The 14,324-nt window shown below is 64.8% G+C and carries 8 protein-coding genes; 3 read left to right on the top strand and 5 right to left on the bottom strand.

Features of this window, described 5'->3' with window-relative positions:
* Positions 1–125: 125 nt before the first annotated feature.
* From N6H05_RS08970 to N6H05_RS08960, 3 genes are read right to left on the bottom strand one after another with little or no spacing between them, the layout of a single operon-like run.
* Positions 126–2,180: a glycoside hydrolase family 97 protein gene (locus N6H05_RS08970; protein WP_284113546.1), complete on the bottom strand. Its 2,055-nt coding sequence runs from the start codon at positions 2,178–2,180 to the stop codon at positions 126–128.
* A 10-nt stretch (positions 2,181–2,190) separates the two neighbouring features.
* Positions 2,191–3,789, bottom strand: a complete 1,599-nt coding sequence (locus N6H05_RS08965) for an alpha-glucosidase (RefSeq protein WP_284113545.1) — start codon at positions 3,787–3,789, stop codon at positions 2,191–2,193.
* 8 nt (positions 3,790–3,797) lie between these two features.
* Positions 3,798–5,621: an alpha-amylase family glycosyl hydrolase gene (locus tag N6H05_RS08960; RefSeq protein ID WP_284113544.1), complete on the bottom strand. Its 1,824-nt coding sequence runs from the start codon at positions 5,619–5,621 to the stop codon at positions 3,798–3,800.
* A 158-nt stretch (positions 5,622–5,779) separates the two neighbouring features.
* Here N6H05_RS08960 and N6H05_RS08955 point away from each other — a divergent pair, with 158 nt between their 5' ends.
* A complete protein-coding gene (locus N6H05_RS08955) occupies positions 5,780–6,802 on the top strand; it encodes a LacI family DNA-binding transcriptional regulator (RefSeq protein WP_284113543.1) in 1,023 nt (340 codons plus the stop codon).
* Positions 6,803–7,018: 216 nt separating this feature from the next.
* On the opposite strand, the gene N6H05_RS08950 is transcribed toward N6H05_RS08955, so the two are convergent.
* Together N6H05_RS08950 and N6H05_RS08945 are read right to left on the bottom strand one after the other, a co-directional pair.
* On the bottom strand, positions 7,019–9,808 hold the full coding sequence (locus N6H05_RS08950; protein WP_284113542.1) for a TonB-dependent receptor: 2,790 nt from the start codon (positions 9,806–9,808) through the stop codon (positions 7,019–7,021).
* Between the two features lie 367 nt (positions 9,809–10,175).
* The gene (locus N6H05_RS08945) at positions 10,176–10,925 is read right to left on the bottom strand and encodes a LytTR family DNA-binding domain-containing protein (RefSeq protein ID WP_284113541.1); all 750 of its coding nucleotides are present in this window, start codon (positions 10,923–10,925) and stop codon (positions 10,176–10,178) included.
* A gap of 237 nt (positions 10,926–11,162) precedes the next feature.
* Between N6H05_RS08945 and N6H05_RS08940 the strand changes: the two genes are divergently transcribed.
* Both N6H05_RS08940 and N6H05_RS08935 read left to right on the top strand, forming a co-directional pair.
* Positions 11,163–12,815 (top strand): hypothetical protein, encoded by a 1,653-nt coding sequence (locus N6H05_RS08940; RefSeq protein ID WP_284113540.1) that lies wholly within the window; start codon positions 11,163–11,165, stop codon positions 12,813–12,815.
* 239 nt (positions 12,816–13,054) lie between these two features.
* A complete protein-coding gene (locus N6H05_RS08935) occupies positions 13,055–14,299 on the top strand; it encodes a phospholipase A (RefSeq protein WP_284113539.1) in 1,245 nt (414 codons plus the stop codon).
* Positions 14,300–14,324 lie beyond the last annotated feature (25 nt).

The raw sequence follows: 14,324 nt of genomic DNA, 5'->3' as shown, positions 1-14,324 counted from the left end.
CTTCGCACATTTCCCGCACATTTTGACATTTAATTGCCCGCCCCTGATCCTATCGGAAAGTGGGGCGGGCAGAGTCGCGAGGCCAGTCTATAGGGATGCGGCCCTGTAGGACAGCCGGGCCAGCGTCACCGCTTGCGCTTGCCGCCGCTGGCGACGAAGCGGATCGTCTGGCCGCCGCCGGGCGCCAGGTCGATGGCGAGGACGTCGCCCTTCTTCACCGGCTTCTTCTCGATCACGATCGCGTGGCGTGCCTCGGTGCGATAGTCGGCGCCGGGGCCGTCGCGGTAGATTTCGGCGGTGTAGCTGCGACCGGCATCGAGGAAATCGAGCGTCACCTTGCTGGAGCGCGCCTGTTCGTCGCCGACGGCGCCCAGATACCAGTCGTCGCTGCCCTTCGCCTTGCGCGCGATGGTGACATAGTCGCCGACCTCGCCATTCAAGGCGCGGGTGTCGGACCAGTCGGTCGGCACATCCTTGATGAACTGGAAGGGGCCGGGATATTTGGCGTAATTTTCCGGCGTGTCGGCGGCCATCACGACCGGCGAATAGAGGACGACATAGAGGGCGAGCTGCTTGGCGATGGTCGAGTGGATCGTGCTGCCTTCCGAACCCGACAGGCTGAGGACGCCGGGGGTGAAGTCCATCGGGCCGCCCAGCAATTGGGTGAAGACCAGGTTCGCCTCATGCTCGGGCGGGTTCTTGCCGCCGACCCAGGCATTATATTCCATGCCCCGGCCGCCTTCGCGCGCGACCCAGTTGGGATAGGTGCGGCGCAGGCCCGTGTCCTTGACCGGTTCATGGCTGTCGATGCTGACATGATATTTGGCGGCGGTCTGCACGACGCGCAGATAATGGTTCACCATCCACTGGCCTTCATGCCATTCGCGATGCTTCGCGCCATCGGCGTCGACCCGCTCGATCTGGCCGGCATCGGTGACATAGCCGGTCTTCACCACCTGCTCGCCATGGTCGGCCGCCCATTTGAAGGCGGTGTCGAGCTGGCCGTCATAATGGCTGGCCGAGCCGCCGGTTTCATGATGGCCGATCAGCGTGACGCCCTTGGATTTCGCATAGGCGGCAAGGCCGTCTGCATCGAAATCCTCGGTCGGCTGCGAGAAGTTCATATCCTTGCCATTGCCGAACCAATTGCCGTCCCAGCCGACATTCCAGCCTTCGACCAGCACGGCGGGGATGCCGCTGGCGGCGGCAAAATCGATGTAGCGGCGGACATTGGCGGTGGTGGCGCCATGTTTCGGGCCGCGCGCCCAGCTCCATTCGCCCTTGATCATGTTCCACCAGACGCCGACGAACTTGCCCGGCTTGATCCACGAAACGTCGCCGAGCTTGTTGGGCTCGTTCAAGTTCAGGATCATGTGGTTCATGTAGAGGCCGGCGGCATCGTCGGCGACGGCGATGGTGCGCCATGGGGTGGAGAAGCCGGCGTCGCGCGACACCTTGGGCGCGCCCGCCCCCGGCGTCAGATCGGCGCGGAAGGTGTTGCCTTCGGCGCGGGCGAGATTCATGCCCGCATAATCGACCAGCGCGGCCTCATGCAGGGCGACATGGGTGCCGTCGGCCAGCTTCACCGTCATCACCGTCTGGGCGGTGCCGACCGCGTCGAGCGGGGTGCGGTTGTAGAGATATTCCTCACGGTTCCATTCATAGGCGGGCTTCCACCAGGCGGTGCCGCCTTGCGCAAAAGCAAACTGAGTCAGTTCCTCGGCAATGTTGGCGTGATGGAGATTGGCCTGATCGGGCAGGCTGTAGCGGAAGGCGACGCCATCATCGAACAGGCGGAAGGTCACGTCCATCTCCCGCTGGAGATCGCCCTTCTCGCGGAAGACCAGCTTCAGCTCATTATGATGGTCGCGGATACTGGTCCATTCGCCCCAGGGCTGGGTCCAGCTCGTGTCGCTGCTCGCCTGCTTGCCGTCGGCCAGCGTCAGGTTGCGCTCGATCTTGGGCGCGTCGGTGAACATGAAGCCCAAACGGGAATCGGCGATCAGCGGCTTGCCATTGCGCTGCACGGCATAGCTGGGGCGCCCCTCGCCATCGAGGCTGATGGTGAGGGTGATATGGCCGTCGGGCGAGGCGGCCCTGGCCACCACATCGGCGCGCGCGACTGTGGGCGCGAGCGCCAGGGCAATGAGCGGGAGAGCGAGCGCGGTCAGTCGCGTCATGGGAACGTCCTTAAACTTGGAAGGCGGCGGCGAGGCCGGATGCGGGGGCGAAATTCCAGTCGGCGATGGTGCCGGTCGACAGTTCGACCTGCCAGCGGTCCGCATCGGCCGGGCGCCAGGCGACGGGGCCGGTGCCAAGGTTGAAGACGCAGAGGCGCTGCTGTCCGTCCTGCGTCCGTTCAAAGGCGAGCAGATCGTCCGGCGTATCGAGAAAGGTGATCGTGCCGCTGCGCAGCGCCGGGGTGGCATTGCGCAGGGCCAGCACCTCGCGCGTCCAGTGGAGCAGCGAGGCGGGGTCGGCTTCCTGCGCGTCGACGGCGAGCGGACGATGCGCCTCCCCCACCGGCAGCCAGGGCCTGGCCTCGGAAAAGCCGAGCCAGGGCGCCGCGCCGATCCAGGGCATGGGCGTGCGGGCGCCGTCGCGCGACAGGGTCAGCGGCCAGTTGGCGATCGCTTCGGGATCCTGCAGATCCTCGAACGCGATATCGACCTGCGGCAGGCCCAGTTCCTCGCCATAATAGAGGAAGATATTGCCGCGCAGGCAGGCGAGTAGCAGCATCTTCATCCGGCAATAGGCATGGGCGTCGATGTCGCCGGCCCAGCGCGAGACGGCGCGCGGCGCGTCATGATTTTCGAACGCCCAGCTCGGCCAGCCAATCCCCTGCTCCGCCGGCCAGCGCGACAGCGCGTCTTTCAGGAACGGCGCGGTCAATTTGGGCGCGTAGAGGAAGTCGAAGCCATAGGCGGTGTTGAGGCGATGATCGCCTTGGGTGAAGGCCTTCATCTCCGCATCGCTGTCATCCCCGCCGACTTCGGCGACAGTGAAGCGATCGGGATATTCGTCGAACACCGAACGCACCTTTTCCAGGAACAGCGGAATGTCCGGGTGGCTCTGGCTGTAGCGCTTGATCTGGAAATCATAGGGGCGCGTGCGGATGCGACCGTCTTCGGGCGCGGGCGGATTGTCGCGCAGTTGCGGGTCGGGCATCGAATGGTTGATCGCATCGATGCGGAAGCCGTCGACGCCGCGGTCCAGCCAGAAGCGCACGATATCCAGCACCGCCGCCTGCACCTTTCCATTGTGCAGGTTGATCTGCGGCTGCTCCTTCAGGAAATTGTGCATATAATATTGGCCGCGCCGCGCGTCCCAGGTCCAGGCCGGACCGCCGAACACCGACTGCCAGTTGTTGGGCGGCGTACCGTCGGGCTTCGCATCGGCCCAGACATACCAGTCGGCATGGTCGTTCTGACGGCTGGAGCGGCTTTCGATGAACCAGGGATGTTCGTCGGAGGTATGGGCCCAGACCTGATCGACGATGATGCGCAGGCCCAGATCATGGGCGCGGGCGATCAGCGCGTCGAAATCAGCGAGCGTGCCGAAGATCGGATCGACATCGCAATAATCCGACACGTCATAGCCGAAGTCGCGCATCGGGCTCTTGAAGAAGGGCGAGAGCCAGATGGCGTCGACGCCGAGCGAGGCGACATAGGGAAGATGGGCGGTGATGCCGGCCAGATCGCCGATGCCGTCGCCATTGGAGTCGGCGAAGCTGCGCGGATATATCTGGTAGATGGTGGCGCCGCGCCACCAGGGAGCCATATCGGTCATTGCGTCGGTCATTGCGGATTAGCGCTCCGTACAGCGCAGACGCTGTAGCCAAGGGGAGGAAGGTCGAGGGCGAGGCTGCCGGGCGCGGACGCGCGCGGGGCACAGGCCGCGCCGGCTAGGGTGTCGAAGGCGGTGGAGGCTATATCCACCTGAACCTGCGCCCTGATCGGCGCGGTCGATGTGTTGAAGGCGATCAGATATTCCGCGCCCGTGTCAGGATCGAAGCGGGAGACGGCGAACAGGCCGGGTTCATCGCCACGCGCGCGGATCGTCTCATTCCCCCGGCGCAGCGCGGCATGGCCGGTGCGCAGACGGGCGAGCGCGGCGATCTCGCGATAGAGCGGATGCGCGGGGTCGAAGCGCGCGGTAGCGGTGGTCGCATCGCTGCCGAGCAGGCGATTGTCATTATAGCTCGCCACCTGGCTGCCGAACATATCCTCGCGCGCGTCCTGATCGCCGCCGTCGCCGACGAAACCCTGTTCATCGCCATAATAGATGGTCGGCACGCCGCGCAGCGTCAGCAGCATGGCGTTGGCGAGCATCACCCGGCGCAGCACTTCATCCTCGCCCGCCTGCGGGAAGGCGCGGCGGACGAAGGTAGCAAAACGGCCGGCGTCATGATTGCTAACGAAGGTGGGCAACTGGCGCGCGGTGGCGGCGCCACCCTGATAGAGGGCATCGCCGGTCAGCATGCGTTCCCAGGTGGCGGTCGCCGCCTTGCCCGCGACGGTTTCCAGCGCGGCCTGGCGGAAGGCGAAGTCGAGCACGGCGGGGAAGCCACCTTCGCGGGTATGCCAGGCAAGCGGGCCGGCATCGACCGTCTCGACATAGACTTCGCCAAAGACATGGAAATTGGGGATGCCGCGCGCTTTGGCCCGCGCCTGCATGGCGGGTACGAACTGCTGCCAGAAATGCGGGTCGACATGGCGGGCGGTGTCGATGCGGAAGCCGTCAATGCCGAAGCGGTCGATCCAGCCGCCGAAAATGTCGATCATGCCGGCGATCACGCGTGGATGTTCGGTCATCAGATCGTCGAGCCCGGCAAAGTCGCCCATGGTCGCGCTCTCGCCCGAATAGGTCGTCTCGCCGCGATTATGATAATAGCGCACATCGTTGAGCCAGGCCGGGTTCTTCACCGCCTGCTCGCCCTTCGGCACGAAGGGGCTATAGGCATAGGCCGGGTCGGTGAGCTTGCCGAAATTGGCCTCGCTATGATCGGCGTCGCCGGCAAAGCCCGGATTGATCGCCGGGCCGGCCACGCCGCCGCGCCGCTGATAGGGATAGTCGGCGCGCGAGCGATAGGGACAGGGCCGGTCGGCGCATTCGCGATATTGGATCACGTCGGCCGTATGGTTGGCGATGATGTCCATATAGACTTTCATCCCCCGGCCATGGGCGGCCTTCACCAGCGCGGCGAAATCCGCGTCGGTGCCGAAATGCGGGTCGACATGCTCGAAATCGGTGATCCAGTAGCCGTGATAGCCGGCGCTTTCCTGTCCCTTGGGCCCCTGCACCGGCTTGTTGCGGAAGATCGGGCCGACCCAGATGGCGGTGGCGCCCAGCCCCTGAATATAATCCAGCCGACGGATCAGCCCCTTGATGTCGCCGCCATGGTAGAAGCCCTTGGATGCGGGATCATAGCCGGTCTGGAGCCGGTCGCCCTTGAGTCCGCCCTTGTCATTGGCGGGATCGGCATTGTCGAAGCGGTCGGGCAGGACGAAATAGATGACTTCATCTTCGGGCAGGCGGGCGCGAAAGCCGTCATCCTGTGCCATGGCCGGAGCGGGAAGCGCGCAGAGCGCAGCCAGCAGCATTGCCGTTCGTCCGCGCATGGCCTTCATCCCTCCCATTGCTGCTTGTGCCCGATTGCCGCAGCTTGGCCCCTTCTTAGTCGGCGGGGACAGGGCGGGCCAAGGGAGCGGCATACGTATTCAGACCGGTTTCAAACCCTTCTATTCCCAATGGAGACTCGCTGGCGTAGGGTCGCGCCATGGCCGCCAACGACAAAGTGACATCCTTCGACATCGCCACGCTGGCCGGCGTGTCCCAGCCGACCGTGTCGCGCGCGCTGCGCGGCGACAAGACGGTGAGCGAGGCGACGCGGCTGCGGGTCGAGGCGATCGCCCGGCAGCTCAACTATACGGTGGACAAGAATGCTTCCTCGCTGCGGCGGGGCAAGAGCAATACGCTGGCCCTCCTGTTCTTCGAGGATCTGCTGCCCGACGAAAGCTGGATCAATCCCTTCTTCCTGTCGATGCTGGGGCCGATCCTGCAGACCTGTGCCAAGCGCGGCTATGACCTGCTGACCAGTTTCCAGCAGCTCTCAACCGACTGGCATGTCGATTATGAGGATAGCCGCAAGGCCGACGGCATCATCCTGCTGGGCTATGGCGACTATGAAATCTATCGCACCCGGCTGGAGCAGCTGGTGGCGCAGGGCACGCATTTCGTGCGCTGGGGGTCGGTGGACCAGCATGCGCTAGGGATGACGATCGGCTGCGACAACCGGCGCGGCGGACGCGATGCGGGCGCCCATCTGATCGCGCGCGGATGCAGCCGGATCGCCTTCCTGGGCGACGCATCGAGCCATTATCCCGAGTTTCGCGATCGTTATGCCGGCCTGTCCGACGTGCTGGGTGAGGCCGGCCATGCGGTCGACCCCCGCCTGCATGTCGATGCACTGTCGACCGAGCAGTCGGGCTATGAGGCGGCGAGCCGGCTGATTGCGCGCGGCGTGAAGTTCGACGCGATCTTTGCCGGGTCCGACCTGATCGCGATCGGCGCGATGCGGGCGCTGGACGAACATGGGCTGTCGGTGCCGGGCGACGTGGCCCTGATCGGCTTCGACGATATCCCCGCCGCCAGCCTGACGCGGCAGCCGCTGACCACCGTGGCGCAGGATTATCTGCACGCGGGCGAGGTGCTGGTCGACGCGCTGATCGGCCAGATCGACCGCAAGCCGGTGACGCCGACGCTGCTGGCGCCGCGACTGATCACGCGGATGACGGCTTAGAATTTTCCTCCCCTCCCTCTCAGGGAGGGGAGGAAGAAGAGAGGCTGAGCCTACTCCCCCTCCCCCAAAGAAAAACGGACCGCCCTCCCCTCTAAGGGGTGGCGGTCCGGGGAGGGGGATTGCCCGCGTGCAGTCGGGCAATCCGGGGAGGAATTTCAGGACTTGCCCGACCGGCGCGAAGGCCGGTCAGAACTTGCCCGGTCGGCCGAAGGCCGATCAGAACTTGTAGGTCAGGCCCAGATAATAATCGCGGCCGTAGCGCTGATAGTCGATGACCTGGCGCTTATCGCCATTCTGATAGGTGACGAAGGGCTGGTCGGTGAGGTTCTTGCCCTGCAGCAGGATCGACAGGCCGGTGAGCGGACCGGACTGGAATTCATAGCCGATCTGCGCGTCCAGAATGCCCTCTGCCTTGGCGGTGCGGAAGGTCGGCGCGGCCGAAAGGCCGGCGACTTCGCCCAGGAAGGAAGAGCGATAGCGATAGGAGACGCGCGCCTGGAAACCGCTCTTTTCATAATAAGCGGTGCCGCTGGCGACCCATTTGGACAGGCCCGGCAGGGTGACGACATCGGTCGGGTTGCTGCCGTATTTGACTTCGCTGTGGGTGTAGGAACCACTGGCGAAGATGCCGAAGCCATCCAACGTTTCGCTGAATACCTTGAACGGCAGCGAGACGGTGCCTTCCGCACCCATGATCGTGCCCTTGCCGGTGTTGGCCGGCGCCTTCAGCAGACCGATATAGCTGCCGTCAGCGATGATCTGGTTGCGGATGTCGGCAGGCAGCGAGGCCAGCACGTCCGAGAAATCATAGGCGATATTGTTGTTGGGATCGACGAAGTCGGTCAGATTCTTGAAATAGCCCGCGAGCGAGACATAGCCGCCGCCCGGAAAATATTTCTCGATCGACAGGTCGATATTGGTCGACTGATAGGGACGCAGCGCGATGTTGCCGCCGTTCGAGCTGAACGGGCTGTACTGCGGGTCGGAGCCGAGGCCGACATTGGCCAGGTTGAAATTATATTCCTGGTTGATCCGTTCCTGATCCATGCGCGGACGCACCATGGTCTGGGCCGCACCCATCTTCACGAAGAAGCCGGGTTCCAGCTCGACCGAGAGCTGCGCGCTGGGCAGGAAATTGGTGAAGCTGTCCTTGCCCGAAGCCGGGACGACCGTGACGACGCCATCGGCGAAGTTCGAGATGGTGCCGGTCGACGCCTGGCGGGTGTGGATCACCTGCACGCCGATCGCGCCCTTGAGCGGCTTGCCACCCAGATCGCCGTCCAGCGTCATCTTGGCATAGCCGGTGAAGACATCTTCCTTCACGACATTGTCGCGCACCAGCGAGGACGGCCGGTTGTCATACACGGCATCCAGGACATTGTTGTAGAGATAGAGCGGATCGAGCGTCAGCATCGCCGGCACGCCCAGATAGTCGAGCGAGACATTCTTGCCGAGCAGCGCCTCCTGCGGCACCGGCGCCGAGCCGGGCGTGCCATTGGCGATGGTGCAATCCGTGCCGCCGGTCGGGCAGAGGAAATAGCTGGTATAGGCGCTGGTCTTCTTGCGCCGGCTGTAATTGCCGCCGACTTCCCAGTTGCTGAAGATGCTGCCGGAAATGTCGCCAACCAGGTTGGCACGGAACGACTTCATGTCGTCGATGAACTTGGGCCGGTTGAGGAAGCCCGCCTGCACGACGGCGGTGGTGCCGTTATAGCCCCAGCCATTGGGGTCGGTCAGGCTGATGACGTTGGTGTCGGTATAGTCGAGCGTCGGCACGATGCTGAACAGGCCGTTCGACTGGCGCTCGACGCGCACCGTATCGGACACGCCCGACCGCAGATAGCCGGTGCCCGAATAGGTTTCGAGCAGGAAGTCGGTGCGCTTGGCGCGCGACCAGCTGGCATCGACATTGAGCTTGAGGCGATCGTTCAAGCGGATGTCGTTGTTCCAGCCGAGCGAGATGGTGTCGGCCTTGCGCTTGTTATAGTCGTTGCGCTGAACGCCATAGACGTTGGAGAAGGTAGCACCGGTGACGAAGCCATTTTCGACCGTCACGTCGCTGACGCCGACATTGCTGCCCCAAACGAGCGGGAATTCGATGCCGCGCAGGCGCTGCACTTCCTCGAAATGCGAGGCGAGGACGTCGAAGGTCGAGTGGAAATTGTCGCTCGGCTGCCATTCCAGCGTGCCGACCATACCGTAGCGCTTGAGCAGGTTCGACTGCACATAGGGCTTGGCGCCGCCGATGATCAGATTGCCGTCGGCATCGGTGGGATAGCCCCAGGCGTTGAAGCGCTCATTCTGTGACGGGGTCTGCGAGGCGGCGAAGCCCAGCGACAGGCCCAGCGTGTCGTCGGCGAACTGATCGACATAGGTGGCCGAGGCGCGATAGCCATAGCGTTCGCCATCGGGATTGAGCTTGTCCATGCCGTTCATCTGGCCGCGCAGCGAGACGGCGAGGATGCGGTCATTCTTGTCGAGCGGACGCAGCATGCGCAGGTCGACCGTGCCGGAGATGCCGGCGGCGATCAGGGCTGCGTCGGCGCTCTTGTAGACATTGACGTTCTGGAAGAATTCCGAGGGATACTGGTCATATTCGACGCCGCGATTGTCGCCGACGGTGACCTGTTCGCGACCGTTGAGCAGGGTGGTCGAGAAGTCCGGGCCAAGGCCGCGGATCGACAGGCGCTGGTCGCGGCCTTCGAGGCGCTGGGCGGTGACGCCGGGCAGGCGGGCGAGCGAATCCGCGATCGACACGTCGGGCAGCTTGCCGACATCTTCGGCCGAGATGGAATCGACGATCAGCACGGAATCGCGCTTCACCTTGGCGGCGGAGGCGAGCGAGGCGCGGATGCCGGTGACGACGATACCTTCGGATTCGCCGGCGGCGGGTGCGGCGGGCGTCGCGGTTTCGGCGTCGGTCTGCGCATGGGCGACCGCGGCGAGCGAGAAGGAAGCCCCTGCCAGCAGCGCAGCGCGCAGGACGGTATGACGGAATTGATGCATGACAGTGATCCTCCCCAGGACGCATCTTGAGCGTTTCTTGCCGACATGTGTCGGTCTGGTTCAAATAGCGCTGCCCCGGTCCCTCTGCACAGAATCCAGCATACGTATTCAGCCATATTCACGACATGACTGGTTGCCGTAACGGAAATGGCCGAAATAGTGGGTTCAGCCGTGTGATAGGGCCGATGGCAGGGGCGCGGCCGGCGACAAAAATATGTGGTTGATGCTTGAAAGCCACGCGCGCTTTCCTAGATTGGTCCTGTCACTCTTCCCCCCTTTGGAGTGACACCTCCCTGAACCTGGCCCCGTCGTCGAGCTTGCTCCGGCGGGGTTTTCTTTTGCCCGCCAGAGGGGCGCAGAATGCGGGTCAGGACGCGGGCAGGAAGCCGGCGCGTTGCAGCCGGGCGACCGAATCGCGCGCGACGGGGACGCTGAGCCCGCCATCCAGGGTGATGAGCCAGCTGCGCCCCGCCGGATCGCAGCGCAGGATGGCACGATGGGCGATCCACCAGCTGCGATGCACCTGTGCCCCGGCCACCCCCTCCATCTCCGCAATCGCGTCGCGCAGCCGCATCAGCAGCAATTCGCTGCCGCCCGCACCATGGACGCGGACATAATGATCCTCGCTCTGCAGCGCCAGGATCGGTCCGGCAAAGCCGGCCGACAGGCGATGGCGCAGGGCCGGGTTTGCGGGGGATGTTGCGGGGGCGTCTTCGGCAAGCGGGGCATCGACGGGCGGCGGCGCAGCGTGGCGCTGGGTCAGCCGCCGGTCGGTCTGTTCGGCCCAGTGGGTGACGACCAGCACGGTGAGCGCGCAGAGGAAGGAAAAGGGCAGCAGGCCGGTAAAGCCGTCCAGGTCGCGAAAGGCGGTGCGGCCGACATTGCGCCAGAGGAAGGCGAGCGGTACGACGCAGAGCGACACGCCGGAAAAGACGGTGATCGACACCGACAGGTCGATCCGCAGCGCCAGCCGGCGCAGCAGCCAGATCATCGGCCGGACGAGGATATAGGCCCCCATCAGCAGCAGCCACCAATGGCCGATCCGCCCCGGCAGCCCGTCGCGCATATAGGTGCCGAACGGCCCCATGAAGCCGATGATGCCGCCCAATACCAGCATCGCCCATAGCTCCAACAAGATGCGTCGATTGAAAATCGCCTGCTCCTCTCTCCGCCCCGCTAATCGCTCTGCCCGTTCGCGAAGCGCCGGCTGGAAAATGCCCGGTTTTGCGGGACATTGGCAAGCCCTCTTTCCGCGTAACGGATTGGCGCTTGCCGGCCGGCGGGCTGGTGCCATCAGCAGGGTGGACGGCCGCCCAGCACCCCTGGGCCAAGGCCGAGACGAGGAGAGAATTTGGTGACCAAGCCCCCTTCCCGCCGGCTGCCGATATTGGCCATGCTGCCCATCCTGATCGGCGGGCTGGCGCTGGATGGCGGGCCGACCCTGGCCCGGCCCAGGGCGCAAGGCGCGCTGTTCGGCCAGCCGGTGATCCGCACCCTGACATTGCCCGCCGACATGCGGCCGCAAAGCGCCACCTACACGCCGTCGGGCCGGATATTGCTGACCTATGCCAAGCCGGGCGAGAGCGATCCGCGGCAGATCAACCTCGCCATCATGGACGATGATGGCAGCCATATCCGTCCGATTTTCAGCGGGACGATTCCCGCCCGGCCGAAGGATAATGGCATCCGCTACATGGTGTTTGCCGACAATAAGCGCATCTTCCTAGGCGATTTCGTGATCGAATGCCCGACCAGCCTGGACGATTGCACGCAGGCGCAGCTGGTGCCCGTCACCTATCCGCCGCAGGTGGCCGATGGCGCGCATATCTGGCATCGCTGGTCGGAAATGGTCGTGGCGCCGGACAATCGTCATATCGCCTGGACGACCTTGCTCGCGAATTATTCCGCCGCCGTGCTGACCGGCGAACTGACGCGCGGCCCGGACGGCTATGTCGTCACCCGGCCGCAGATCATCAGCAGCAGCGATCCCTTTCACCCCGATCCGGCCCATGCCGATGGCGTCATCCCGTCGCCGATCCGCGGCGGCGAGGTGAAGCAGTTCGTCCATGGCGGCAGCGCCCTGTCGCTAGTCGGCGCGGTGAAGCGCGACCTACCCGATTCGGTGGTGATGGACCTGGCGAGCGGCAAGGTGACGCCGATCACCGATACGCCGGGCTATACCGAGACGACGATTTTCTCGCCCGACGAGCGGCTGGGCATGGTGATGACCACCCGCTTTTCGCAGACCGACCCGGCGATATTGGGGCTGATGCCCCGCCCCTATCCCGACAGCCTGAACATGGGGCTGAGCATGTTCGCCTATACCTATGCCGTCACCGGCGTGCGCACGGCCCGGCCGGGCAATGTCGGGCCGGCGCTGATCGACATCGCCCGGTCGCAGCGCGAGGACGGCTATCTGGGCGCGAACCTCAGCAGCCAGGCCAACTGGGTGTTTCATTCGCCCATGTCCTGGCACCCCGACAGCCGCCGGGCGACCTGGATCGAGGGGCTGCGCGGCAGCGAGACCAAGCGGGTCCAGATCGTCACCCTGCCCGGATACAAGGCCGGGCCGGCGGTCGCCCCGCGCGCCGTGCCCGACAACCTGCCCTATGGCGATACCGACCTGTCCACCCTGTCGGCGCTGGCGGGCAAGAGCCAGAATATCGACGTGAAGGTCTATGGCCGGCGGTCGGGCCATATCCTCTATCGGCGCACAACAGGCGCCATCGAGAAAATCTATGTCGATTTCAGCGACGACGGGAAGCAGGTCTATAGCGGGCGCGAGACGACGCAGATCAACATGCGCGGCCAGTCCAGCTACGAAGCGGATATCCGCCTGACCGGTTCCAAGCCCGGCATCATGAAACTGCAGATGACGTTCGGGCCGCTGGGCGGCGCCAAGCCCGCCGCGATCGACTTCACGCCCCAAGCCGATGGTCAGCCGCGCAGCCGGGGCTTTGCCGAATATGGCGGCCAGCGGCTGAGCGTGGACCGGCTGGCGCCATGAGGTCTAGGGGCGATCGACATTCAGCCCTGACGGCCTGCAAATGGCGGTTTTCCGAGCTTCCGGTGCTCACGTACTTTAAGTACGCTGCGCTCCGGGTCACGGAAAACCACCATTTTCGTCACGTCATCATCTGAATGTCGATCGCCCCTAGGCGGTTTGTATTGATTTGACAGGATTGTTATCCCTCATCCCTGTCCGGTTGACTGCGTCCGGGCGGACCAACTGGCCAGGGATAGAAGATGATCGATCGCCTTTTCGCACGCGCCTGCCGCGCGCGCGCCCATCTGCTGCTGATTGCCGGCACCGCGCTTTGCCCGACGATGCTGCGGGCGCAGGCGCCGGTCGAGACGCTGATCGGCCGGGTCGGCGCGACCGATGCGCAGGGCATGGCCGCGATCGAGCTACGCTTCCTCAACATGGGCACGGCGCCCGCCGCCATGCCGCTGCCCGACCGGGTCGAGGCGCAGGTGGAACAGGATGGCGCGGCGCGCCGGCTGTGGCTGCGCCGGGCGCCGGGCGTGCCGGAAACGGTAGAGATTGCGTCGGGCGGCTTTGCCCAGGCGCGCTATCAGCTCGCCGCAAGCGACATGGCCGAGGGGGCGCTGCTGTCGATTCCGGCCTGGAATTCGCCGCAGGTAGCGCTGCATGGCCCGGCCGGATCACAGATGGCGGCTGCATCGCCGGTGCCTGTCCCGCCAGCCCCGGCGCCCGGAACCCCGGTGCCGCCGCCGGTCGCGCCGCCGGCCGATCGCAGCGCGGGCAATGCCTTCATCGGCAATCTGGCGCCCTATGAGCCGATCTATGCGGTCTATGGCCCCGGCACCAATACCGATGCCCGGTTGCAGTTGAGTTTCGAATATCGGTTGTTCGGATCGCGCGATGCCGCGCACCTGCCCAGTTCCTGGCGGGACGGCCTGCATTTCGCCTATACCCAGCGTATGTTCTGGGATCTGGGCGCCAATTCCATGCCCTTCCGCAACATCGATTATCAGCCCGAGATCATCTATGTGACGCCGACCCGAATGCTGAAAAACGGCATGTCGCTGGCGCTGCAGGGCGGGCTCCGGCACGAATCCAATGGCCGCGACGGCGATGCGTCGCGCAGCATCAACAGCGTCTATGTCGCGCCGATGGCGGCCTTCTCGCTGGGCGAGGAACGGCGGCTGCTGGTGGCGCCGCGCCTGACCTTCTATGTCGGCGACAAGTCCGACAATCCCGATATCGTCCGCTATCGCGGCCATGCCGGCCTGTTCCTGCAGGTTGGCGATGATGACGGGCTGCGCCTGTCGACCAACAGCCGGTTCAATTTCGGATCGGGCAAGGGCGCGATCAACGCCGACCTGTCCTATCCGCTGCCCCGCCTGCTGGGCGGCGGCCCCGACCTCTATTTGTTCGCTCAGGGATTTGCCGGATATGGCGAGAACCTGTTGGACTATAATCGTTCCATAACAAGATTGCGGATCGGCTTCGCGCTGGTGCGCTGACCGCCGGGTGGCTTGCCCCCGGCCG

This window comes from Sphingobium sp. WTD-1, from assembly GCF_030128825.1.
In the GTDB taxonomy this organism is placed as follows: Bacteria; Pseudomonadota; Alphaproteobacteria; order Sphingomonadales; family Sphingomonadaceae; genus Sphingobium.
This window is presented reverse-complemented; position numbering and strand designations above follow the sequence as displayed.

Bases quoted from the DNA above. Each gene is read 5' to 3' on its own strand.
- N6H05_RS08970 (WP_284113546.1), bottom strand. From the start codon at position 2,180: ATGACGCGACTGACCGCGCTCGCTCTCCCGCTCATTGCCCTGGCGCTC.
- N6H05_RS08965 (WP_284113545.1), bottom strand. From the start codon at position 3,789: ATGACCGATATGGCTCCCTGGTGGCGCGGCGCCACCATCTACCAGATA.
- N6H05_RS08960 (WP_284113544.1), bottom strand. From the start codon at position 5,621: ATGCGCGGACGAACGGCAATGCTGCTGGCTGCGCTCTGCGCGCTTCCC.
- N6H05_RS08955 (WP_284113543.1), top strand. From the start codon at position 5,780: ATGGCCGCCAACGACAAAGTGACATCCTTCGACATCGCCACGCTGGCC.
- N6H05_RS08950 (WP_284113542.1), bottom strand. From the start codon at position 9,808: ATGCATCAATTCCGTCATACCGTCCTGCGCGCTGCGCTGCTGGCAGGG.
- N6H05_RS08945 (WP_284113541.1), bottom strand. From the start codon at position 10,925: ATGCTGGTATTGGGCGGCATCATCGGCTTCATGGGGCCGTTCGGCACC.
- N6H05_RS08935 (WP_284113539.1), top strand. From the start codon at position 13,055: ATGATCGATCGCCTTTTCGCACGCGCCTGCCGCGCGCGCGCCCATCTG.